Source organism: Rhodococcus sp. AZ1 (assembly GCF_054979605.1).
Genome location: NZ_JBUEQF010000016.1, coordinates 1 through 21,637, shown reverse-complemented (window position 1 = coordinate 21,637; position 21,637 = coordinate 1). Strand labels below are relative to the sequence as shown.

The window sequence follows — 21,637 nt, the reverse complement described above, 5'->3', positions numbered from 1 at the left end:
CTCGACATGCCGGCAGGTTACAGAGCAGCGACGATACTTCGAGCCAGGTCGGTGCCCGACCGCCACGCACTCTCCACGCGTGCAGACCCGCTCGGGCACCACTGATCGCCCGCGCGCCCGAGCAGGCGACCATCACACTCGCTCAGGTCGAACGAGCGATCGTGCGTCGCCGCGGGCTTGGCATAGGTCCATCGGTGCGCATGGGTCCACATCGGCTCGCCCGTGCCGATCACCTCCGTCAGTGCACGCACCACCGGCTCGACCGCGCCGGATGGATCGCTCAGGTGTCGGCCTGCTCTGGCGGACGAGCAGTGGGCCACCAGTACCGGGGCACCGTCGCCGCGCCGTGATCCGTCGTCGGCGACGAAGTCGAGATCGGGATGATCGTGCACGAATGCCGCCGCGTCGAAAGTCCATGTGCGCTCGGCGAATCCGCACACAGTGGCGATGACGGGATCGTACGCGACCGCGTCGGGCATCGGATCGACAGCGGCGGCCTGGGGGTCGGGCATCGCGAGCACCACATGACCCTCGGGCAGGGAGTCGACGGTGGTGGTGGTGACGTCGAACCCGTCGAGCAGCTCGCGCACCAGTGACCGCAGCCCGGACGCGGTGGCCCAGCGCATCGGTCCGGTGGTCGAGCTCTGTCCAGCCAGCGGTGAGACCACCGCGAAGGTGTCGGTCCACTCGCGCGCGAGCCCACTGGTGCGCCACCGCTGCGCCACGGCCGCGAACTCGTCGTCTCGCACCGTGAAGTAGCCGGCGCCGATGTCGACGCGCCGGCCGTGCAGCTCCGGGGATGCCATTCGCCCGCCCGGTGCCCGCCCACGGTCGAGCAGCGTCACCGCCACCCCGTGTTCTCGGAGCATCACCGCGCATGCCGCTCCGGCGATGCCCGCTCCCACGATGGTGACTCGATCGCTCATGCGTCGGTTCTACCCGACCGGGACCTCGGAGCAGGAACGGGGTCATCACGCGCGGGCCACATCGGGAACGGCTGAGGTGCCCTACCCGCCGCGGGGTCGAAACGTGTCGGTGGTCCGTGCTCCAATGGGAACAGGTGTTCGATTATGGATGGTCGTCCAGGAAGGTGCGGTGCTATGGGGTGGAACGAGGGGCCGCCGACGTGGTCGGAGATGGAGCGCATCCTCTCCGGCCGCCCGCATGTCGTCGACCCTCTGGCAGAGCACCCCATCGGCGACGGTGGCGACAGTCCGGCCTGGTCACGTAAGCGCGCGCCCTATCGCGGTGCGGTCACGGCGGTGGCCGGGTCGGTCGTGCCGTATGCCGAACTCCACGCGCATTCGGCCTTCAGCTTTCTCGACGGCGCCAGTTCGCCGGAGGAGATGGTCGAGGAGGCGTCGCGGCTGGGTCTCGAGGCGCTCGCACTGACCGATCACGACGGGATGTACGGCGTCGTCCGCTTCGCGGAGGCTGCGCGCGAACTCGGTGTGGGAACGGTGTTCGGGTCCGAACTGTCCCTGGGTTCCCAGTTGTCCCCGAGATCCCAGTTGTCCCCGAGTTCCCAGTCGTACCCGGGTTCGCACGGGCCGAGCGAGTCTCGCGCCGGCTCGGCCGATCCTGGTGGCGATCACCTGCTGGTCCTGGCGCGCGGGCAGGAGGGGTATCGGCGCCTGTCCCGCCGAATTTCGGCGGCCCACATGGACGGTGGTCGTAAAGGATTGCTGCAGTACGACATCCGAACTCTCGCCGAGGAGGCCGATGGGCACTGGCAGATCCTCACCGGATGCCGCAAGGGCAGTGTTCGCCGAGCGTTGGCGACGGGTGGTCCGGACGCCGCCGAACGGGCGTTGCGCGAGCTGATGGATTTGTTCGGCCACGACCGGGTCACCGTCGAACTCACCCGCCACGGTCTGCCCGAGGACGACGAGAACAACGACGCTCTGGCATCGATCGCAGCCGAGCTCGGCGTTGCGGTCATTGCCACGACCGGCGCCCACTACGCGGCCCCGAACCGTCGTCGGCTGGCGATGGCCATGGCAGCGGTGCGCGCCCGGCGCAGTCTCGACGAGGCCGCGGGGTGGCTGGCTCCTCTCGGTGGTTCGCACCTGCGGTCCGGAGCGGAGATGGCGCAGTTGTTCGCGCGTTACCCGAGTGCAGTGCCCGCCGCGGCTGCGTTGGGTCGCGAGTGTGCGTTCGATCTCGCGCTCATCGCACCGCAGTTGCCCCCGTTCGACGTGCCCCCCGGCCACACCGAGATCAGTTGGCTCCGTGTGCTCGCCGAGACCGGAGCGAGGCGTCGCTTCGGTCCTCGGGCGAGCAATCCGCGGGCCTACCAGCAGATCGAGCACGAACTCCGCATCATCGGACAGCTCGATTTCCCGGGCTACTTCCTAGTGGTCCATGACATCGTGGATTTCTGTCGTCGCAACGACATTCTCTGCCAGGGCCGGGGGTCGGCCGCGAATTCCGCCGTGTGCTACGCCATCGGCATCACCAACGTCGATCCTGTGAAGAACGCGTTGCTGTTCGAGCGGTTCCTCTCGATCGAACGCGACGGCCCACCCGACATCGACGTCGATATCGAGTCCGATCGGCGCGAGGAGGCCATCCAGCACGTCTACCGCAAGTACGGACGCAATTACGCCGCGCAGGTCGCCAACGTGATCACCTACCGCGGCAAGTCGTCGGTGCGGGACATGGCCCGCGCACTGGGCTTCTCGCAGGGCCAGCAGGATGCGTGGAGTAAACGGATCACCCGATGGTCGGGAGTGGGGTCCACGGCTGCCGATTCCGGTATCCCCGCACCGGTTCTGGAACTGGCGGCCCAGATCGAGAACTATCCGCGCCATCTCGGCATCCACTCCGGCGGAATGGTGATCTGCGATCGCCCCATCGCCGACGTGTGTCCGGTGGAGTGGGCGCGGATGGAGAACCGCAGCGTCCTGCAGTGGGACAAGGACGATTGCGCTGCCGTGGGCCTGGTCAAGTTCGACATGCTCGGCCTGGGCATGCTGTCGGCTCTGCACTACATGATCGACCTGGTGGCCGAGCACAAAGGGATCACGGTCGACCTCGCTCAACTGGACCTGTCGGAGAAGGCGGTCTACGACATGTTGCAGCGTGCCGACTCGGTGGGGGTGTTCCAGGTGGAGTCGCGCGCTCAGATGGCCACGTTGCCACGGCTGAAACCGCGGGAGTTCTACGATCTGGTGGTCGAGGTCGCGCTCATCAGACCCGGTCCGATCCAGGGCAATTCGGTGCACCCGTACATTCGACGGCGCAACGGTCTCGAGGAGATCACCTTCGATCACCCTTCGCTCGAGAAGGCCCTCGAGCGCACGCTCGGAGTGCCGCTGTTCCAGGAGCAGCTGATGCAGATGGCCGTCGACGTCGCCGGGTTCACCACCACCGAGGCCGATCAGTTGCGTCGGGCGATGGGATCCAAACGCAGCCCGGAGAAGATGGAGCGGCTGCGTGCGCGATTCTACGAAGGAATGGAGTCGACGCACGGCATCACCGGTGAGGTCGCCGACCGTATCTTCGCCAAGTTGTACGCCTTCGCCAATTTCGGTTTCCCCGAGAGCCATTCACAGAGTTTCGCGTCGCTGGTCTTCTACTCCTCGTGGTTCAAGTTGCATCATCCCGCTGCCTTCTGTGCGGGTCTGCTCCGCGCCCAGCCGATGGGCTTCTACTCCCCGCAGTCGCTCGTGGCCGATGCCCGCAGACACGGTGTGGTGATCCACGGACCGGACGTCAACGCGAGCCTGCCGCACGCAACCCTCGAGGCGGCCGGGGAGCAGATTCGGCTCGGATTGGCCGACGTGCGGTACGTGGGCGCCGACCTCGCGCAGGCCATCGTCACCGCCCGGGCGGACGGGGGACCGTTCGTCTCGTTCCTCGATCTCACCGGGCGGGTGGAGTTGTCCGTCGCGCAGGCGGAGTCGTTGGCCACCGCCGGCGCACTCGGCTGCTTCGGCATCACCCGGCGGGAAGCACTGTGGGCTGCCGGCGCCGCAGCGGCCGAGCGTCCCGATCGTCTGCCCGGGCTCGGCGCGTCGACGCGTTCACCGGCCCTGCCGGGCATGAGCGCATGGGAGCTCGCGGCCGCGGACGTGTGGGCCACCGGGGTGACGCCGGATTCGTACCCCACCCAGTTCCTGCGCACGCATCTCGACGAGGTGGGGGTGGTGCCCGCCAATCGTCTGCTCTTCGTTCCCGACGGTGATCGCGTGCTGGTGGCGGGCGCGGTGACACATCGGCAGAGACCGGCAACGGCCGCGGGCGTCACCTTCATCAATCTCGAGGACGAGACGGGGATGGTCAACGTGGTGTGCTCGGTGGGTCTGTGGGCGAAGTACCGTTCGCTGGCCCAGTTGTCGCAATCACTGTTCGTGCGCGGGAAGGTGCAGAACGCCGAGGGTGCGGTGACGGTGGTGGCCGACCGACTCGAGCCGCTGGACCTGCGGGTGATCCTGAGGTCACGGGACTTCCGCTGATGCCACCGCTCGCGCCTGATCCCGCCGAGCGTTCAGCGCTTCTCGGCGCCGGCGAACCCGTGCTGACGCCAGGCCTCGTACAGCGCGATCGACGCCGCGTTGGCCAAGTTCAGCGAGCGCCGCCCCGCCAGCATCGGGATGCGGACGGTGTCCGTCAGATGAGGGTCCGCGAGCACCTCGTCCGACAACCCGGTGGGCTCGGGACCGAACAGCAGCACGTCGTCCGGGCGGTAGGCGATGTCGGTGTAGCCGGTGCTCGCGTGCGCGGTGAAGGCGAACACCCGTGCCGGCAGCAGCGCGTCCCACGCATACGCGAGTGAGGGGTGCACGGTCACCGACGCCAGGTCGTGGTAGTCCAGGCCGGCGCGGCGCAACTTGGGTTCGGAGAGATCGAAACCGAGCGGCTCCACCAGATGCAATTCGCACCCGGTGACGGCCGACAGGCGAATGGCGTTGCCGGTGTTCTGCGGGATACGAGGTTCGTGGAACATCAGTCGGAACACCGCACCAGCCTGCCACCCATCGGCGCTCGACCGCGCCGGTGGCCGGGCACGCTGGTGGAAACAGTGCGGGGCAACGTGACAAGCTAGCCGTCGTGACGGCACAGCGCTTGGACGGCAAGATCACTCGCGACGAGATTTTCGCTGATCTGCGGACACGTGTCGCCGAGCTCGCCACGCGCGGGGTGACACCCGGCCTGGCCACGGTGTTGGTGGGGGATGATCCGGGTTCGGCCGCCTACGTCCGCGGCAAGCACAACGACTGCGCCAAGGTCGGCATCCGCTCGATCCGTAAGGACCTGCCGGCCGACACCACCACCGACCAGCTCGACGCCGTCATCGACGAGCTCAACGCCGATCCCGAGTGCACCGGGTACATCGTGCAACTCCCGGTTCCCGCGCACCTCGACGCGAACCGGGCACTGGAGCGGATCGATCCGGACAAGGACGCCGACGGGCTGCACCCGGTGAACCTCGGTCGGCTGGTATTGGGTGCACCTGCGCCGCTGCCGTGCACCCCGCGCGGCATCGTGCATCTGCTCCGGCGCTACGAGGTTCCCCTCGACGGCGCGCACGTGGTGGTGGTCGGGCGCGGTGTCACGGTGGGTCGTCCGCTCGGGCTGATTCTCACTCGACGATCCGAGAACGCCACGGTCACGCTGTGCCACACCGGTACACGCGATCTCGCCGACCATCTGCGCCGGGCCGACATCGTCGTCGCCGCGGCGGGGGTTCCCGGCATGATCACCGCGGAGATGATCTCGCCGGGCGCCGCGGTGGTCGACGTCGGTGTCAGCCGCACGGACGAGGGACTGCGCGGAGACGTCGCCGCCGATGTCGCCGATGTGGCCGGATACCTCTCGCCGAATCCGGGCGGTGTCGGACCGTTGACACGTGCGTTCCTGCTCACCAACGTCGTCGAGCGCGCCGAGCGCACAAATGTCGTCGAGCGCGCCGAGCGCACAAATGTCGTCGAGCGCGCCGAGCGGGCGGCGAACCGATGAGGGGGCACCGGTGACGGAACCCGGTGACCGGCGATGACCGGCCTGCGGCGCAGTATCCCGATGCTGATCGTGCTCGCGGTGGTGATCGCTGCCCTGGTTCTGGTGCTCGCCGATCGGTGGCGTCGCGGCGCGTTCATCCTGGGTATCGCGGTTCTGCTCGCCGCTGCCCTGCGCCTGGTGACCTCCGACGATGCGGCCGGTCTGCTGGCAGTGCGGAGCAAGCGCGTCGATGTGATCACGATGCTCGGGGTGGGCACCGCGATCGTGGTGCTCGCGGTCTCCATCGACCCACTCGGCACCGGCTAGGACACGCTCCGCGACAGCTCGATCGTGCGGCGGACCAGGTCGGCCACTGCGTCCGCTTCGATGAGGAACCCGTCGTGTCCGTAGATGGAAGTGATGGTCGACAACCCGTCGCAGCCCGGCAGGAGGTCCGCCATCTCCTGCTGCAGGCGGATCGGATACAGCTGGTCGGTGTCCACCCCGCCCACGACGATCGGCACCGGGCACGAGGACAGTGCGGTGTCCACACCGCCGCGCCCGTAGCCCACATCGTGCAGGTTCAGCGCGCCCGTGAGGGCGACGTAGGTTCCGGCGTCGAAACGCTCGAGCAACTTCGTGGACTGGTGCTGGAGGTAGCTCTCGATGGCGTACCGGCCGTCGGCGCGCACGTTCTCGGACCCCTGCGCGGCATTGCCGAACCGCGCGTCGAGTTCAAACTCCGTGCGATAGGTCAGGTGCGCCATCCGCCGTGCCAGCGCCAGACCGTTGTCGGGTGAGGACCCCGTGCCGTAGTAGTCGCCGCCGTTCCAGTGCGGGTCCGTTCTGATCATGTCGATCTGGACGGTCTGGTTCCCGATCTGGGCGGCGGTCGCGCGCGCCGAGGTGGCCAGCACCAGGGCCGCGCGTACCCGATCCGGGTAGGTGACCGACCATTCCAGCGAGCGCATTCCGCCCATCGATCCGCCGATGACGGCGGCGAACCGGTCGATCCCCACCCGATCGGCGAAGATCCGCTCCACGGTCACCTGGTCGCGCACACTGGTGGCGGGGAATCGTGAGCCCCATGCCCGCCCGTCGGGAGCGATGCTCGACGGTCCGGTGGTGCCGCGGCACCCGCCGAGGACGTTGGTCGCGATGACGCAGTACCGGTCGCTGTCGAGTGGCGCGCCACTGCCGACGATGCCTTGCCACCAGCCCGGTGAGGGGTGCTGGGGCCCGGCGGGACCGGTGATGTGCGAGTCTCCGGTCAGGGCATGTTCGACCAGAACGACGTTGTCGCGCGCGGGCGAGATCTCACCCCAGCGTTGGACGGCGACCACCACGTCGGGGATCGTGGAGCCGTTCTCGACCACCACATCGCCCACGTGGACGTACCCCAGACTCCCGTCCGGCGGCGGGAGCGCGGCCGGACGGGAGGTCGGAGTCGAACCCCGGGCTGGAGTGGAACCCGGGGCTGGAGCAGAACTCAGTGTCAAGATGCCGCCGAACCCACCGCGGACGCCGAGGTGGCTGCAGCGAAGCCGACTTCCAGGTCGGCGAGGATGTCGTCGATGCCCTCGATACCGACGGCCAGACGCACGGTCGACGGGGTCACTCCCGACGCCAGCTGCTCCTCGGGCGTGAGCTGCGAATGGGTCGTGGTGGCGGGGTGAATGACGAGCGAACGCACGTCTCCAATGTTAGCGACATGGCTGTGCAGGGTGAGCGCGTCCACGAATCGCTTCGCCGCGTCGGCCCCACCGGCGAGTTCGAACGCGACGATCGCACCCTGACCGCGAGGGGCGAGTTGCTGCCCGCGCTCGTACCACGGTGACGACGGCAGACCGGCGTAGTTGACGGTCGTGACGTCCTGGCGTCCGATGAGGTAGTTGGCCACCTTCTGGGCGTTCTCCACGTGCCGCTCCACCCGCAGGCTCAAGGTTTCGAGGCCCTGGGCGAGCAGGAAGGAGTTGAACGGGGAGAGTGCGGCACCGTGGTCGCGGAGCAACTGCACCCGAGCCTTGAGGGCGTAGGCCGGCGCGCCCAGGTCGGCGAACACCACCCCGTGGTAGCTGGGATCGGCCGTGGTGAAGCCGGGGTAGCGCCCCTGCGTCCAGTCGAAGGTGCCGCCGTCGACGATCACCCCGCCCACGGCCGTGCCGTGACCGCCGATGTACTTGGTGGCCGAGTGCACCACGATGTCCGCGCCGTGTGCGAGGGGCTGGATCAGGTACGGGGTGGCGACGGTGTTGTCGACGATCACCGCGATGCCGTGGCGGTGCGCGACCTCGGAGATCCCCGGCAGATCGAGGATGTCGTTCTTCGGGTTGGAGATGGTCTCGCCGTAGAACGCCTTGGTGTTCGGCTGGATCGCGGCCTCCCACTGGGCCAGGTCGTCGGGGTCGTCGACGAATGTCACGGTGATGCCCAGCTTGGGCAGCGAGTAGTGGAAGAGGTTGTAGGTGCCGCCGTACAGACGTGGACTCGACACGATGTGGTCGCCTGCCTCGGCGAGGTTGAGGATGGCGTACGACTCGGCCGCCTGTCCGGAGGCCACGAGCAGAGCCGCCACACCACCCTCGAGCGCGGCCAGCCGTGACTCGACGGTGTCCTGAGTGGGGTTCATGATGCGCGTGTAGATGTTGCCGGGCTCGGCCAGGCCGAACAGCGCCGCCGCGTGATCGGTGTTGTCGAAGGTGTACGAGGTGGTCTGGTAGATCGGCAGCGCCCTGGCGTGCGTGGTGCCGTCCGGACTCTGCCCCGCGTGGATCTGCTTGGTGGCGAAACTCCACGAAGCAGTGGGATCGGCGGCAGTGGGATCGGCGGCGTCGGAGTTGTCGGTGACGGGTGCGTCGGTCATGGATTCACCTTTCGGATGACGAGGAACCGGCCGTCGGGGTGCGAAGACTCCAGGGGGCGAGAAACCCCCGGGCGCGCAGAACCCACGTAGGAATGCGCTGACGGCCGAACGGTGGATGTGTGTCGGGGCCTATCGCTGACAGCAACACATGGTGGACAACCTCCGAATATCGCGCTTGCTCCCGATCGGGATCGATCGGACAACCCGGTCAATCACCCGGGGCACCCCACCGCGGCTGGAGGGTTGCCGGCCAGCGAGCCGGGGCTTGACGCTGACACTCATGACCTTGCGCGACACACTACCGGGTGCACTCCGGGTGAGGGAAGGGCAGTACGCTGATCGGGATCCGTCCGTCCGCATCCGCCCCCGACCGAATCGAGTTCGACCGTGCGTAAGGCCATGGCTGCCCTGGCCCTCGGCGGATTCGGGATCGGTACCACGGAGTTCGTGGCGATGGGTTTGCTGCCGGACATCGCGTCGGGTGTCGGTGTGTCGGAACCTACTGCAGGACATGTCATCTCGGCATATGCGCTCGGGGTGGTGGTCGGGGCACCGACCTTCGCGGCCCTGGGCACACGCACGGGCCGGCGCACCCTGCTGATCGCGTTGATGATGCTGTTCGCTGCAGGGAACCTGGCCACGGTCCTGGCTCCGTCGTACGGCTGGTTGATCGTGGCGCGGTTCGCGGCCGGACTGCCGCACGGAGCGTACTTCGGGGTGGCGTCGCTGGTAGCGGCACATCTTGCCGGGCCGGGTCGACGAGCTACTGCCGTCGCCACCGTGATGATGGGTCTGTCGGTGGCGAACGTGGTCGGCGTGCCGACCGCGTCGTGGATCGGACAGCACCTCGGGTGGCGATCGGCGTTCGTCGTGGTGGTGATCGTTGCGCTGGCGACCCTGGCCGCGTTGCGACTGTACGTGCCGCCGCTCGAGGACCTGCACGTGTCCAATCCGCTGACCGAACTGGGTGCGTTCCGCAACGTTCAGGTGCAACTGACGCTGCTGTTCGCGACGGTCGGATTCGGCGGCATGTTCGCCGTCTACACCTACATCAGCTCCACCCTCACCGACGTCTCCGGCGTGCCGCGATCGGCCGTGCCGGCGGTTCTGATGCTCTACGGCGTGGGAATGGTGGTCGGGAACGCGATCGGGGGTCGGCTGGCCGATCGGGCCCCGAGTCGGAGCCTGGTGATCTCGACCATCGCTCTCATCGGCTCGCTGTCGCTCTTCGTCGTCGCAGCCGAGTCGTCGTCGCTCGCGCTGCCGGTGCTGTTCGTGGTGGCCGTCTCCGCGTCGTCGATGGTTCCCGCGCTGCAGACCCGGCTGATGGATGTGGCGGCACGCGCGCAGACACTCGCCGCCACGCTCAGCCACGCGGCTCTGAACATGGCCAACGCGGCAGGCGCGTGGATCGGGGGCGCGGTGATCGCCGCCGGGTACGGCTACACCGCGCCCGCCAAGGCCGGGATCGTGCTCGCGGTGATCGGGCTCGCGATCCTGATGGTGACGCTGGCGCTCGATCGGCGCAGTCGGCGACCGAACCTTCTCGTGCCGGTCGCCGCATGAGTGCATCGGTGATAAGCACGGTCAACGTCAACGGGATCCGTGCTGCGATGCGCAAGGGCATGGGCGAGTGGCTGACCGGCACCGATGCCGACGTGGTGTGTCTGCAGGAGACCAGAGCGTCCGACGAGGAGTTGCGTGAGGCTCTAGCGCCGCACCTCGCGGCGGGCTGGCATGCGGTCTCGGGTGAGCCGATCACCAAGGGGCGCAACGGCGTTGCGCTGCTCTCGCGCACGGCGGCGACCGATGTGCGGGTCGGGCTCGAGGGTGAGGGCACCGCGGACCGTTGGGTGCAGGCCCGGTTCGGCGACGTGATCGTCGCGAGTGTCTACGTGCCGACGGGGGAGGCGGGGACCGACAAGCAGGTGGCCAAGGAACGCTTCCTGGACGCGCTCGCCGAGCACCTGTCCACGCTCGCCGACGAGCACGCGCACGTGGTGGCATGCGGGGACTGGAACATCGCGCACACGGAGAACGACCTCAAGAGCTGGCGCACCAATCGCACCAAGTCCGGATTTCTCCCGAGCGAGCGGCAGTGGATCGGCTCGCTGCTCGAGGGTCCGTGGGTGGACGTGGTGCGTGCACTGCATCCCGACGCCCCGGGCCCGTACTCATGGTGGTCGTACCGTGGCCGCGCGTTCGACAACGACGCCGGCTGGCGTATCGACTACCACCTGGCCACGGCAGCTCTGGCGGCCACGGCGGACCGGGCGAGCGTCGATCGAGCGCCCTCCTACGACACCCGGTGGTCCGACCACGCACCGGTCACCGTCCGGTATCGCTGAGGCGTCGATCCTGGCCTTGCCTGGAGGAACCGGTCCCGCATATAGGCTGGGCAACCATGTCCATCGCGCGCGTGCTGTCCGGTATTCAACCGACTGCAGACTCCTTCCATCTCGGCAACTTCCTCGGCGCGGTCCGTCAGTGGGTCACCCTGCAGGACGATTACGAAACCTTTTATTTCATTCCCGATCTGCACGCGATCACCGTCGCTCAGGATCCGGTGGCGCTGCGGCACCGCACGCGCATCGGGGCCGCGCAGCTTCTCGCGGTCGGGATCGACCCGGAACGTTCGACGCTGTTCGTGCAATCCCAGGTTCCCGAGCATGCCCAGCTGGCGTGGGTTCTGAACTGCCTGACCGGTTTCGGTGAGGCGGGCCGGATGACGCAGTTCAAGGACAAGTCGGCCAAGCAGGGCAGCGAGCAGACCACCGTCGGGCTGTTCACCTATCCGGTCCTGCAGGCGGCCGACATTCTGCTCTATCGGCCTCAGCTCGTGCCCGTCGGTGAGGATCAGCGGCAACATCTCGAACTCACTCGTGATCTCGCCCAGCGATTCAACAGTCGGTTCGGCGCCACGTTCGTCGTCCCCGAGCCCCATATCGTGGCGTCGACGGCGAAGATTTTCGACCTGCAGGATCCGACGGCCAAGATGAGCAAGTCGGCATCGAGTCCGGCGGGCATCGTCAACCTTCTCGACGATCCGAAGGTGAGCGCGAAGAAGATTCGGTCCGCGGTCACCGACACCGAGCGCGAGATCCGCTACGACCCGGCGACCAAGGCCGGGGTGAGCAATCTCCTGGTGATCCTGTCGGCGCTGACCTCGACGTCGATCGATGAGCTCGTGGCGTCGTACGCGGGTAAGGGGTACGGCGACCTGAAGGTCGATACCGCCACTGCACTCGCCGAGTTCGTGACCCCGCTGCGGGCCTCGGTCGAGGAGTACATGTCCGACCCCGCGGAGCTGGACCGGATCCTCGACGCCGGCGCCGGTCGAGCGCGGGAGGTGGCCTCGCGCACCCTCGCGGACGTTTACGAACGCGTGGGCTTCCTGCCACCGATCGGCTGACCGTCCGAAGATTTGTTTCACGACAATATTTCGAAAACGTTACCGACGAGTTCGAATGGCCCTACCCTCTGTGACGTACGCCTCAGTAACGAGGCACCAAACAGAAGGAAGGGTCCATGAGACTTCGTTCGAGATTGACCAGCGTGGTACTCACAACCGCCGCAGCCGGCGCGCTCGTCATCTTCGGTCAGGCGCCTGCCAACGCCGCTGGGTTGGACATCCTGTTCCAGGCCGACACCACGACCACCATCGCCAAGACGAACCAGAACGTCGTGTTCCCGACGACGCCGCTGCAGTCCAACCTGGACCCGATCGCCCGCACCCTCGGCGGGACGTTGAACCTTCCGCAGGCGTCGGCCAATCTCCAGCTCGGACCGATCAACCTCGCATCCTTCAAGATCTCGATCGTCAACGCCTCGCCGGTGACCGGCACCATCAACCCGGACGCCAGCACGCCGCCGGTCAACCTCGACCTGACCGCCAAGCAGACCTTCCAGATCCGCATCGATTCCATCGTCCCCCTCGGTCTGGACTTCGGATCCTCGCTGCTCAATCTCGTCCCACCGGGCGGCAACTGCCTCAGCGGCGTCGTCACGGCCAACCTCACCGGTCAGTTCAAGGTTGCGGACACCTTCGGCGCGGTCTTCAACCCGAACGGCACGCTGACCGGCAAGTTCGATATCCCGCAGTTCTCCTCGGCCTGCGGTATCGCGACCCCGATCCTCAACGCCGTCGTCGCAGGTCCGAACAACACGCTCGCGGTCAAGCTCTCCAAGCCGGTTCTGAGCGTGCCCACGCCTCCCACCACCACCACCCCGGCGCCGACCACCACGGCCGCGCCGACCACCACCCCCACGGCCTGACCGAACACCCCCCGAACCTCAAGGAGGACGTCATGCGTAACTCTCGTCTGCTCGGAACGGCTGCTCTCGTCGCCACGGCCACCTCGGTGTTCCTCGGTGCAGGTGTGGCCTCGGCGGCCACCATCTCGCCTGCCGGAGTGTCTTTCTCGGCTCCCGGGTCGATCACCGTCCGCTCACCGGCGTCGCTCGGCCAGCCGGTGACCTGCAACCTGACCCTCAACGGGTCGGTGGCCGCCGACGGCGCGTCGGCAACGATCACCTCGGGAACCGTCTCCGGCGACAACTTCCTGTGCGCAGTCCCGCAACTGTCGGGTCTGCCCTGGACGTTGACGCCCACCAGCACCACCACCGGTGACGTGGCCGGTGTGCAGTTCTCGGTGCTGGGCTCGACGTGTGGGCCGGCGACCCTGTCCGGGTCGTTCGACAACCTGACCAACACGCTGAGCGCGAGCAACCAGCCCCTGCCAGGTGGATGCTCCATCGACAGCTTGTCGGTGGTGCCGAACCCGGCGTTCACACTGAACTGACACCCGGCGCAGCCGAGGCAGTTCCTACCGACGACGACCGAACGAACGAGCCCCGAGGACGAGGGCGCCGATGAGCAGTACGGCGCCCGCGACCACGAGGATGTCGATCGTTCGGTCGTCGTTCGCTGTCCGGTCGGCGGCGGAGTTCGGGGCGGCGGAGTTCGGGGCAGCGGAGTTCGGGGCGGCGGGAGTGGCGAGGGCCGGTGTCTGCTCGGTGGCGACGTCGGCGCCGTCGACGAGAGTCCCCACCGACGTCTGCGTCGGTAGGGCGAAGCCGTAGTTCAGCAGACGCGCGACCTGTTCCCAGGGACGAATCGGCAGGACATCGGCGTCCATCAGGCTCACGGCGAGTCGACGCCCGTCGCGCGTGCCGCCGCCGACGAAGGTCTGACGTGCATCGTCGGTGTACCCGTTCTTCCCGCCCAGCGCTCCGGGGTAGTTGGCGAGCAGAGCGTTGTCGTTGGCCAGCACGAAGCCGGGATGGTCGACGTCGTCGGGGCGGGCAGGATCTCTCGGATAACCGGGGAACGGGACGGATCTGGTCGCGATCAGTTCTGCGAACGTGGGCTCTGTCATCGCAGCCCGGAAGAACAGCATCAGGTCGTAAGCCGAGCAGGCCATGCCCTGCGCGTCGAGGCCGGATGGCGTCACCACCCGGGTGTCGGTGGCACCGAGCTCGCGTGCGAGAGCGTTCATCGCGGTCACGGTCCGCTCCACGCCGCCGAGGGCGACGGCAAGCGCATGCGCGGCGTCGTTTCCCGATGCCATCACCAGGCCCTGCAGCAATTGGCGCACGGTGTACACGCCGCCGACGCCGATTCCCACAGCACTGCCCTCGGCGGCGGCGTCCTCCACGGTTCCGACGACGGTGGTGTCGAGCGTCAGACGTCCGGCGTCGATCGCGCGGAGGGTCAGCAGCGCCAGCAGAGTCTTGATGGTGCTGGCGGGTCGGTACCGGCCGTGCGGATCCCTCGCGGCGATCACCGCGCCCGTGTCCAGATCGGCCACCACCCATGCCGTCGCGGAGATGTCGGGCGGCAGTGGGGGTGTTGCGGGCGCGGTGATCACGCCGCACTCGCGCAGACGCTCACCGCCCGCCGGAGTCGGCGGTACCGGGAGCGGTGGTGACGCGGTGGTGCCGGGCTGCGGGACCTCGGACTGATCGATCGCCGGCGGGGGAGCGGCGGCGTTGGGACACGCGTCGGTGTTCGGCGTGGTGAACGGCGTGCTCGGTGCGCTGACCGGCGGAGAACCGTCCGGCTGGGCTAGTGCGGGAGCAGTGTGGACCAACAGAACGAGCGCCGCGGCCACCACGGCTGTGGTGCCGCGACGCCACGTCTGCGGGTGAGAATGCTCGATCAGCGTGCGAACAGCAGAGCGCGCTTGACCTCTTGGATGGCCTTCGTGACCTGGATGCCACGGGGGCACGCATCGGTGCAGTTGAAGGTGGTTCGGCACCGCCACACACCTTCGACGTCGTTGAGGATGTCGAGGCGCTCAGCTGCCCCCTCATCGCGGCTGTCGAAGATGAAGCGGTGCGCGTTCACCATCGCGGCCGGGCCGAAGTAGCTGCCGTTGTTCCAATACACCGGGCACGAGGTGGTACAGCACGCACACAGGATGCACTTGGTTGTGTCGTCGAAGCGTGCGCGGTCGGTGGCCGACTGGATGCGCTCGCGGGTCGGCTCGTTGCCCGAGGTGATCAGGTACGGCTTCACCGCGCGGTACGCGTCGAAGAAGGGTTCCATGTCGACCACGAGGTCCTTCTCCACCGGCAGGCCGCGAATGGGCTCCACCGTGATGGTGATCGGCTTGCCGTCCTTGGGCAGCAGATCGCGCATCAGGACCTTGCACGCCAGACGGTTGACACCGTTGATGCGCATGGCATCGCTCCCGCACACACCGTGCGCGCACGAGCGACGGAAGGTGAGTGTGCCGTCGAGGTAGCTCTTGGTGTAGAGCAGCAGGTTGAGCAGCCGGTCGGTGGGGAGCGACGGAACCTGGAAGCTGTCCCAGTGGTGACCTTGCTCGTCCTCGGGGTTGAAGCGGGCGATCTTGAGCGTGACCATCACCGCTTCGGCGGGGACCGGTGGGAGCTCGCTGCCGCTCGACTTCTCCAGGACAGGTGCGCTCATCAGTACTTTCGCTCCATCGGCTCGTAACGGGTCTGGACCACGGGCTTGTAGTCCAGGCGAATGTCGGAGAGCAGCCCGTCGCCGACCTTGTATGCCATGGTGTGGCGCATGTAGTTGACGTCGTCGCGGTTCGGGTAATCCTCACGCGCGTGCCCACCGCGGGTCTCCTTGCGGTTGAGCGCGCCCACCACGGTCACCTCGGCGAGTTCGAGCAGGAAGCCGAGCTCGATGGCCTCGAGCAGGTCGCTGTTGTAGCGCTTGCCCTTGTCCTGAACGGTGATGTGGTTGTAGCGCTCCTTGAGAGCCTGGATGTCGGTGAGCGCCTGCTTGAGGGTGTCCTCGGTGCGGAAGACGGACGCGTTGTTGTCCATCGACTGCTGCAACTCGGTTCGAATGGTGGCGACCTTCTCGTGCCCGTGCTCCGAGAGGATGAGCTCGAGCCAGTTCTCCACCATGGCCGCCGGAGCCTCGGGCAGCGGGGTGAAGTCGACACTGTTGGCGTACTCGGCGGCAGCGATCCCGGCGCGACGGCCGAACACGTTGATGTCGAGCAGCGAGTTGGTGCCCAGGCGGTTGGACCCGTGAACCGACACGCACGCACACTCACCTGCGGCATACAGGCCGGGGACGATCTCGTCGTTGTTGCGCAGCACCTCACCACGGATCTTGGTGGGGATACCGCCCATCACGTAGTGGCACGTGGGATACACCGGCACCAACTCGGTCACCGGATCGACGCCGAGGTAGGTGCGCGAGAACTCCGTGATGTCGGGCAGCTTCTCCTCGAGCACGTCGGCGCCCAGGTGGGTGACGTCGATGTAGACGTAGTCCTTGTTCGGCCCGGCACCGCGACCTTCGAGAACCTCCAGCACCATCGACCGCGCGACGATGTCACGTGGGGCCAGGTCCTTGATGGTCGGGGCGTAACGCTCCATGAAGCGCTCGCCGTCGGCGTTGCGCAGGATCCCGCCCTCGCCACGCACGGCCTCGGAGATCAGGATGCCCAGCCCGGCCAAACCTGTCGGGTGGAACTGGTGGAACTCCATGTCCTCGAGCGGCAGGCCCTTGCGGAAGACGATGCCCATGCCGTCACCGGTGAGGGTGTGGGCATTGGAGGTGGTCTTGTACATCCGGCCCGAACCACCGGTGGCGAACACCACGGACTTGGCGTGGAAGATGTGCAGCTCTCCGGTGGACAGCTCGTATGCGATGACGCCGGTGGCGACCGGTCCGTTCTCGGTCTCGGTCATCGCGATGTCGAGTGCGTAGAACTCGTTGAAGAACTCGACCTCGTGCTTGACGCACTGTTGGTAGAGCGTCTGCAGGATCATGTGGCCCGTGCGGTCCGCGGCGTAGCACGCGCGCCGGACGGGAGCCTTGCCGTGATCGCGGGTGTGTCCGCCGAACCGGCGCTGGTCGATCTTGCCCTCGGGCGTGCGGTTGAAGGGCAGACCCATCTTCTCGAGGTCGAGGACGGCGTCGATGGCCTCCTTCGCCATGATCTCGGCCGCGTCCTGGTCGACCAGGTAGTCACCGCCCTTGATCGTGTCGAAGGTGTGCCACTCCCAGTTGTCCTCCTCGACGTTGGCCAGTGCGGCGCACATGCCGCCCTGAGCTGCACCGGTGTGGCTGCGGGTGGGGTAGAGCTTGGTCAGCACGGCCGTGCGTGCCCGCGTGCCGGACTCGATGGCCGCGCGCATTCCCGCGCCACCTGCGCCGACGATGACGACGTCGTAACGATGTTCTTGCATGTTGCTCGTCCTCCCCTAGCCGGTGATGTTGGGGTCGAATGTGAAGATCACGTAGGTGCCCAGACCCATGATCAGGATCATCGACAGCACCAGCAGCGTTGTCAGCCAGAAACGGGTGCTGTCCTTGCGGGCGTAGTCGTTGATGACGGTGCGCAGGCCGTTGCCGCCGTGAAGCTGAGCCAGCCAGAGCATCGACAGGTCCCATACCTGCCAGAACGGGCTCGCCCAACGACCGGCGACGAACGCGAAGTTGATGCGGTGAACGCCGTTGTCGAGCAGAAGCATGATCGACATGTGGCCCAGCACCAGTACCACCAGTGCGAGCCCGGAGAAGCGCATGAACAGCCATGCGTACAGCTCGAAGTTGTTGGAACGAGGCCGACGCGGTGCGCGGGGGTTGTCCAGACCCGCGGGCCGATCGCGCGAGGTGGTCAGAACGCGTGCAGTGGTGGCCATCAGCTCGCCCCTCCGGTGAAGACGTTGTACAGAATGCGAGCGGAGCCGGGAATCATCAGTGCGAGCCAGATGCCGGCGACTGCCCAGAGCATCGGGCGCTGGAGCTGCGGGCCCTTCGACCAGAAGTCGACCAGCATGACGCGGATGCCGTTGAGAGCGTGGTAGAGGACCGCGGCAACCAGGCCGAGCTCCATCAGGCCGACGACGGGGTTTTTGTAGGTTTCGATCACCTGGTCGTACGCGGACGGGCTCACGCGAACCAGTGCCGTGTCGAGTACGTGAACGAACAGGAAGAAGAAGATCGTGACGCCCGTGATCCGGTGCAGAACCCACGACCACATGCCGGGGTCTCCACGGTAGAGCGACAGCGAGCGCTCCTTGACTGGAGCGTCTTCGGTGATGCTGGCCATCGACTGCTGTGCCTCCAACGTCAGTGAATCTCACGGTGATGTATGCGCCTATTACGCACTGTAAACCTCTGGACCGACGGGATCTAACCCGAGTCGGTCACGCCTGCTGCGGTGACTCGAGACTTAGGTTCACCTTGCCTTTCGGCCACGATCGGGGCCTCCATCGTGAGAGGATCCCTTCCTGTGACCGAAGTCGATTGGGAATCGTTGCGGGACAGGGCCCGTCAGGCCATGACTCGAGCTTACGCGCCATATTCCAACTTTCCCGTCGGAGCTGCCGCCCTGGTCGACGACGGCCGGGTGGTGGCGGGGTGCAATGTGGAGAATGTCTCATACGGTTTGGGGCTGTGTGCAGAGTGCACGCTGGTCGGCGATCTGCACGCCGGAGGAGGCGGGCGCCTGGTGGCGTTCGCCTGCTGCGACAGTCGCGGCCGGGTTCTCCTACCGTGCGGGCGCTGCAGGCAGGTTCTGTTCGAATTCGGTGGCACGACACTGCTGATAGACACGGCCGCGGGTCCGCGTCCACTGGCGGAACTGCTTCCCGACGCGTTCGGCCCGGACGATCTGAACGCAGGCACAACGAGCGAACTCGGAGGTCGGCGCGATGGCTGATGCCGTCTCGATCATCGCGTCCAAGCGTGATGGTCATGAGTTGAGTTCGGACCAGATCGAGTGGGTGGTCGACGCCTACACCCGCTCGCTGGTCGCCGACGAGCAGATGTCGGCGCTGGCGATGGCAATTCTCTTGCGCGGCATGACGCGCGCAGAGATCGCCACCTGGACGTCGGCGATGATCGCCTCGGGCACCCGACTGGACTTCTCCGCGCTGGCTCGGCCCACCGTGGACAAGCACTCCACGGGCGGTGTCGGTGACAAGATCACCCTGCCGCTGGCGCCCCTGGTGGCGACGTGTGGCGCGTCGGTTCCCCAGCTCTCCGGTCGAGGCCTCGGCCACACCGGTGGCACCCTCGACAAGCTCGAGTCCATCCGGGGCTGGCGCGCAGACCTGACCACGGACGAGATTCACCGGATACTCGCCGATCCTGCTGTGGGAGCAGTGGTCTGCGCTGCTGGATCCGACCTCGCCCCGGCCGACAGGAAGCTCTACGCGCTGCGCGACGTCACCGGAACGGTGGAGTCCATTCCCCTCATCGCGAGTTCGATCATGAGCAAGAAGATCGCCGAGGGAACGGGGGCGTTGGTTCTCGACGTCAAGGTCGGTACCGGCGCATTCATGAAGACACGTGAACAGGCCACGGAGTTGGCGCGCACGATGGTCGATCTGGGCACCGACGCCGGGGTACGCACGGTCGCCCTGTTGACGGCGATGGACACCCCGCTCGGACTGACGGCGGGCAACGCTCTGGAGGTGCAGGAGTCGCTGGATGTGCTGGCCGGCGGCGGTCCGACCGATGTGGTGGAGCTGACCGTCGAACTCGCGCGCGCCATGCTCGATGCTGCCGGTATCGACGGCATCGACCCCGCTGACGCCCTGCGCGACGGCCGCGCGATGGACCGGTGGCGCGCGATGATCGCGGCCCAGGGTGGCGATCCGTCTGCTCCGCTCCCCGTCGCACGCCACACCCACACCGTCACCGCACCGACCACGGGCGTGCTCACGCGTCTCGACGCGATGGCTGTTGGGCTCGCGGCCTGGCGTCTTGGTGCCGGCCGCGAACGACAAGGCGAGCCCGTGCAGTTCGGCGCAGGTGTCGTCATGCACGTCAAGCCGGGCGACGCGATCTCGGCGGGCTCGCCGCTGCTGACCCTCCACACCGATACCCCCGAGAAGTTCGACGCTGCTCTCGACGCGCTCGTTGGCGGGTGGGAGGTCGGCTCCGAGGCGCCCGGCGTACAGCCGGTGCTGATCGACCGGATCGAGTCCGATCGCTGAATCTTCGTCGTTCACCCTGCCCTGGCCCGGTCGGTGTCGGTGTCGAGGGGTTTCGGTAGCGGCGTGGCGGTGGAGGTGTGGCGGCTGCCGGGCGTCGTGATGGTGATGGTGTGCAGTGCGCTCCCGCTCCTGCTGGTAGTGCTGGCGAGTTGCGGTGCGTCCTTGATGAGGTTGCACGTGGCGCACAGGCCGGTGCCGTTGGCGGCGGTGGTGGCGCCGCCTCGACTGTGCGGGGTGGTGTGGTCGTGGTGGGCAATGGGGTTACCGCAGTACGGGGTTCGGCAGAGGCCGCCGTCGCGGAGGTCGATGAGGGTGGCCAGAGCGGTGGGGAAGGTGCGCGCGGTGGAGCGGGTCGCGGTCAGCGCCCCGGTGGTGGGGTTGGCGTAGATCAGGCGCAGTGCAGTGCGCCCGGCGGTGGTCACGGCGCGGTGGGCGGCGTCGCGGTCGGCGGTCATCGCCACCAGTCGCTCTGAGAGCGCGGTGTGTGCTGCCGACAGGGCACTGTGTTCTGCGGACAGGGTGGCGAGGTGGCCGACGAGGTCGCTGACAAGGCCGGTGACGTCGTCGAGGTTGGCGGGATCGATCGGCGCCCGCGGTGGCGGTGGGTCAGGCATCCGCGGCGGCGTTGATGGGGATGATGGCGCTGGGGTGGTGTTGGGGAGGTCGGTGAGCATCGCGTCGGCGATGGCGGCGCCGTAGTCGGCGGGGGTGGGGATCGGTGGGTCCCCGTCCTTCACGACACGCGAGGACGAGCCCGACTTCGACGATGCCGGCGGCCCGGTCGGGGAGTGTGCCGGTGGGGCGAGGACGCTGCGGTGGACGAGTGTGCGGGCCAGGGGTGCGGGGATGGTGGTGCCATCGCCCAACCGGGCCGGTTCGGTGCCACCGCCGAGGAGGGTGGCATCGGATATCACCAGGTTCACCGTCACCGGCACCTCCCCGGCCACCGATTGCCCGGTGAGGCGGGTGACGGCGGTGTCGGCCATGATCTGTGATCGGGTGCGCCCGGCGGGGTCCCCGGCGGCGGTGACCTGCGCTGCCGTCGCTCGCAGCGCTGCGATGATCGCCGCGCACTGCTCCACCGGCACCGTGATGCTCACGCGGGCCATTCCGTCGGGCAGAGGCCGCGCACTGACCCGCCGGCCCGTGGCTGCGGCGTCGCGGCGGGCGACGATGGCGCCGGTGTCGATCTCGGCGATCAACGCGGTGAGGTGTTGGCGCAGCGCGCGGGTGCTCAATCCGATCAGCCGGGCACGGTCGACCCCGATGCGTGCATCGAGGTGAGCGCACCCCGATTCGTCGAGCAGGGTGGCGGCGTCGACGATGATCGCAGCACGCTCGGCGGTCAGCACCCCGTCGGCCAGCAAGCGATGCACCGTCGGC

20 protein-coding genes and 1 riboswitch are annotated in these 21,637 nt (G+C 67.5%); of the genes, 10 read left to right on the top strand and 10 right to left on the bottom strand.

Translation table 11 applies throughout. The features are described from left to right. Positions 1-17 precede the first annotated feature (17 nt). Positions 18-926, bottom strand: coding sequence for an NAD(P)/FAD-dependent oxidoreductase (locus ACY48E_RS15880; RefSeq protein ID WP_462873207.1), 909 nt, complete (start codon positions 924-926; stop codon positions 18-20). 174 nt (positions 927-1,100) lie between these two features. Here ACY48E_RS15880 and ACY48E_RS15875 point away from each other — a divergent pair, with 174 nt between their 5' ends. Beyond that, the gene (locus ACY48E_RS15875) at positions 1,101-4,460 is read left to right on the top strand and encodes an error-prone DNA polymerase (protein ID WP_462873205.1); all 3,360 of its coding nucleotides are present in this window, start codon (positions 1,101-1,103) and stop codon (positions 4,458-4,460) included. A 32-nt stretch (positions 4,461-4,492) separates the two neighbouring features. On the opposite strand, the gene ACY48E_RS15870 is transcribed toward ACY48E_RS15875, so the two are convergent. After that, positions 4,493-4,963 carry a tRNA (cytidine(34)-2'-O)-methyltransferase gene (locus ACY48E_RS15870; protein WP_462873203.1) on the bottom strand — a complete coding sequence of 157 codons (471 nt, stop codon included), beginning with the start codon at positions 4,961-4,963 and terminating at the stop codon, positions 4,493-4,495. Between the two features lie 92 nt (positions 4,964-5,055). On the opposite strand from ACY48E_RS15870, the gene ACY48E_RS15865 reads away from it, so the two are divergent. Both ACY48E_RS15865 and ACY48E_RS15860 read left to right on the top strand, forming a co-directional pair. Then, positions 5,056-5,964, top strand: a complete 909-nt coding sequence (locus ACY48E_RS15865; protein WP_462873200.1) for a bifunctional methylenetetrahydrofolate dehydrogenase/methenyltetrahydrofolate cyclohydrolase — start codon at positions 5,056-5,058, stop codon at positions 5,962-5,964. Positions 5,965-5,997: 33 nt separating this feature from the next. Then, complete coding sequence (locus ACY48E_RS15860; RefSeq protein WP_462873198.1) at positions 5,998-6,270, top strand: DUF3017 domain-containing protein; 273 nt, start codon at positions 5,998-6,000, stop codon at positions 6,268-6,270. Here the strand turns inward: ACY48E_RS15860 and metX are convergent. Then, the gene (gene metX / locus ACY48E_RS15855; protein ID WP_462873232.1) at positions 6,267-7,436 is read right to left on the bottom strand and encodes a homoserine O-acetyltransferase MetX; all 1,170 of its coding nucleotides are present in this window, start codon (positions 7,434-7,436) and stop codon (positions 6,267-6,269) included. The genes ACY48E_RS15860 and metX overlap by 4 nt on opposite strands. A 2-nt stretch (positions 7,437-7,438) precedes the next feature. Beyond that, a complete protein-coding gene (locus ACY48E_RS15850) occupies positions 7,439-8,806 on the bottom strand; it encodes a bifunctional o-acetylhomoserine/o-acetylserine sulfhydrylase (RefSeq protein WP_462873196.1) in 1,368 nt (455 codons plus the stop codon). Between the two features lie 166 nt (positions 8,807-8,972). Further along, positions 8,973-9,092: riboswitch (SAM riboswitch) on the bottom strand. 113 nt (positions 9,093-9,205) lie between these two features. Between ACY48E_RS15850 and ACY48E_RS15845 the strand changes: the two genes are divergently transcribed. From ACY48E_RS15845 to praA, 5 genes are all read left to right on the top strand, one after another. Further along, positions 9,206-10,372: an MFS transporter gene (locus tag ACY48E_RS15845; RefSeq protein ID WP_462873229.1), complete on the top strand. Its 1,167-nt coding sequence runs from the start codon at positions 9,206-9,208 to the stop codon at positions 10,370-10,372. Further along, positions 10,369-11,154 carry an exodeoxyribonuclease III gene (locus ACY48E_RS15840; RefSeq protein ID WP_462873194.1) on the top strand — a complete coding sequence of 262 codons (786 nt, stop codon included), beginning with the start codon at positions 10,369-10,371 and terminating at the stop codon, positions 11,152-11,154. The genes ACY48E_RS15845 and ACY48E_RS15840 overlap by 4 nt, the downstream gene beginning before the upstream one ends. Positions 11,155-11,210: 56 nt before the next feature. Further along, the gene (trpS, locus tag ACY48E_RS15835; RefSeq protein WP_462873192.1) at positions 11,211-12,218 is read left to right on the top strand and encodes a tryptophan--tRNA ligase; all 1,008 of its coding nucleotides are present in this window, start codon (positions 11,211-11,213) and stop codon (positions 12,216-12,218) included. Between the two features lie 116 nt (positions 12,219-12,334). Further along, complete coding sequence (locus ACY48E_RS15830) at positions 12,335-13,081, top strand: hypothetical protein (protein ID WP_462873191.1); 747 nt, start codon at positions 12,335-12,337, stop codon at positions 13,079-13,081. A gap of 32 nt (positions 13,082-13,113) precedes the next feature. Further along, positions 13,114-13,608 carry an alkane oxidation protein activator PraA gene (gene praA, locus ACY48E_RS15825; RefSeq protein ID WP_462873190.1) on the top strand — a complete coding sequence of 165 codons (495 nt, stop codon included), beginning with the start codon at positions 13,114-13,116 and terminating at the stop codon, positions 13,606-13,608. A gap of 24 nt (positions 13,609-13,632) precedes the next feature. Here the strand turns inward: praA and ACY48E_RS15820 are convergent, their stop codons facing one another. Genes ACY48E_RS15820 through sdhC form a run of 5 tightly spaced genes read right to left on the bottom strand, consistent with a single transcriptional unit; the run spans position 13,633 to position 18,360 of the window. After that, positions 13,633-14,919 (bottom strand): D-alanyl-D-alanine carboxypeptidase family protein, encoded by a 1,287-nt coding sequence (locus ACY48E_RS15820; protein WP_462873189.1) that lies wholly within the window; start codon positions 14,917-14,919, stop codon positions 13,633-13,635. A 47-nt stretch (positions 14,920-14,966) separates the two neighbouring features. After that, positions 14,967-15,743, bottom strand: a complete 777-nt coding sequence (locus ACY48E_RS15815) for a succinate dehydrogenase iron-sulfur subunit (protein WP_462873188.1) — start codon at positions 15,741-15,743, stop codon at positions 14,967-14,969. Then, positions 15,743-17,494 carry a succinate dehydrogenase flavoprotein subunit gene (sdhA, locus tag ACY48E_RS15810; RefSeq protein ID WP_462873187.1) on the bottom strand — a complete coding sequence of 584 codons (1,752 nt, stop codon included), beginning with the start codon at positions 17,492-17,494 and terminating at the stop codon, positions 15,743-15,745. Before sdhA ends, ACY48E_RS15815 begins: the two co-directional genes overlap by 1 nt. Before the next feature lie 15 nt (positions 17,495-17,509). After that, positions 17,510-17,950: a succinate dehydrogenase hydrophobic membrane anchor subunit gene (locus ACY48E_RS15805; protein WP_462873186.1), complete on the bottom strand. Its 441-nt coding sequence runs from the start codon at positions 17,948-17,950 to the stop codon at positions 17,510-17,512. After that, complete coding sequence (sdhC, locus tag ACY48E_RS15800; protein WP_462873185.1) at positions 17,950-18,360, bottom strand: succinate dehydrogenase, cytochrome b556 subunit; 411 nt, start codon at positions 18,358-18,360, stop codon at positions 17,950-17,952. Before sdhC ends, ACY48E_RS15805 begins: the two co-directional genes overlap by 1 nt. Positions 18,361-18,543: 183 nt before the next feature. On the opposite strand from sdhC, the gene ACY48E_RS15795 reads away from it, so the two are divergent. Next, on the top strand, positions 18,544-18,972 hold the full coding sequence (locus ACY48E_RS15795) for a cytidine deaminase (RefSeq protein ID WP_462873184.1): 429 nt from the start codon (positions 18,544-18,546) through the stop codon (positions 18,970-18,972). Further along, positions 18,965-20,254 (top strand): thymidine phosphorylase, encoded by a 1,290-nt coding sequence (locus ACY48E_RS15790; RefSeq protein ID WP_462873183.1) that lies wholly within the window; start codon positions 18,965-18,967, stop codon positions 20,252-20,254. The genes ACY48E_RS15795 and ACY48E_RS15790 overlap by 8 nt, the downstream gene beginning before the upstream one ends. 11 nt (positions 20,255-20,265) lie before the next feature. Here ACY48E_RS15790 and ACY48E_RS15785 read toward each other — a convergent pair. After that, positions 20,266-21,637: HNH endonuclease (locus tag ACY48E_RS15785; RefSeq protein ID WP_462873182.1), on the bottom strand; the 1,372-nt coding region annotated here is incomplete at its 5' end.

What these genes read in the sequence shown, in the direction of transcription:
- ACY48E_RS15880 (WP_462873207.1), bottom strand. Translation starts at nt 926, where the DNA reads ATGAGCGATCGAGTCACCATCGTGGGAGCGGGCATCGCCGGAGCGGCA.
- ACY48E_RS15875 (WP_462873205.1), top strand. Translation starts at nt 1,101, where the DNA reads ATGGGGTGGAACGAGGGGCCGCCGACGTGGTCGGAGATGGAGCGCATC.
- ACY48E_RS15860 (WP_462873198.1), top strand. Translation starts at nt 5,998, where the DNA reads ATGACCGGCCTGCGGCGCAGTATCCCGATGCTGATCGTGCTCGCGGTG.
- ACY48E_RS15850 (WP_462873196.1), bottom strand. Translation starts at nt 8,806, where the DNA reads ATGACCGACGCACCCGTCACCGACAACTCCGACGCCGCCGATCCCACT.
- ACY48E_RS15845 (WP_462873229.1), top strand. Translation starts at nt 9,206, where the DNA reads ATGGCTGCCCTGGCCCTCGGCGGATTCGGGATCGGTACCACGGAGTTC.
- ACY48E_RS15840 (WP_462873194.1), top strand. Translation starts at nt 10,369, where the DNA reads ATGAGTGCATCGGTGATAAGCACGGTCAACGTCAACGGGATCCGTGCT.
- trpS (WP_462873192.1), top strand. Translation starts at nt 11,211, where the DNA reads ATGTCCATCGCGCGCGTGCTGTCCGGTATTCAACCGACTGCAGACTCC.
- ACY48E_RS15830 (WP_462873191.1), top strand. Translation starts at nt 12,335, where the DNA reads ATGAGACTTCGTTCGAGATTGACCAGCGTGGTACTCACAACCGCCGCA.
- praA (WP_462873190.1), top strand. Translation starts at nt 13,114, where the DNA reads ATGCGTAACTCTCGTCTGCTCGGAACGGCTGCTCTCGTCGCCACGGCC.
- ACY48E_RS15815 (WP_462873188.1), bottom strand. Translation starts at nt 15,743, where the DNA reads ATGAGCGCACCTGTCCTGGAGAAGTCGAGCGGCAGCGAGCTCCCACCG.
- sdhA (WP_462873187.1), bottom strand. Translation starts at nt 17,494, where the DNA reads ATGCAAGAACATCGTTACGACGTCGTCATCGTCGGCGCAGGTGGCGCG.
- ACY48E_RS15805 (WP_462873186.1), bottom strand. Translation starts at nt 17,950, where the DNA reads ATGGCCACCACTGCACGCGTTCTGACCACCTCGCGCGATCGGCCCGCG.
- sdhC (WP_462873185.1), bottom strand. Translation starts at nt 18,360, where the DNA reads ATGGCCAGCATCACCGAAGACGCTCCAGTCAAGGAGCGCTCGCTGTCG.
- ACY48E_RS15790 (WP_462873183.1), top strand. Translation starts at nt 18,965, where the DNA reads ATGGCTGATGCCGTCTCGATCATCGCGTCCAAGCGTGATGGTCATGAG.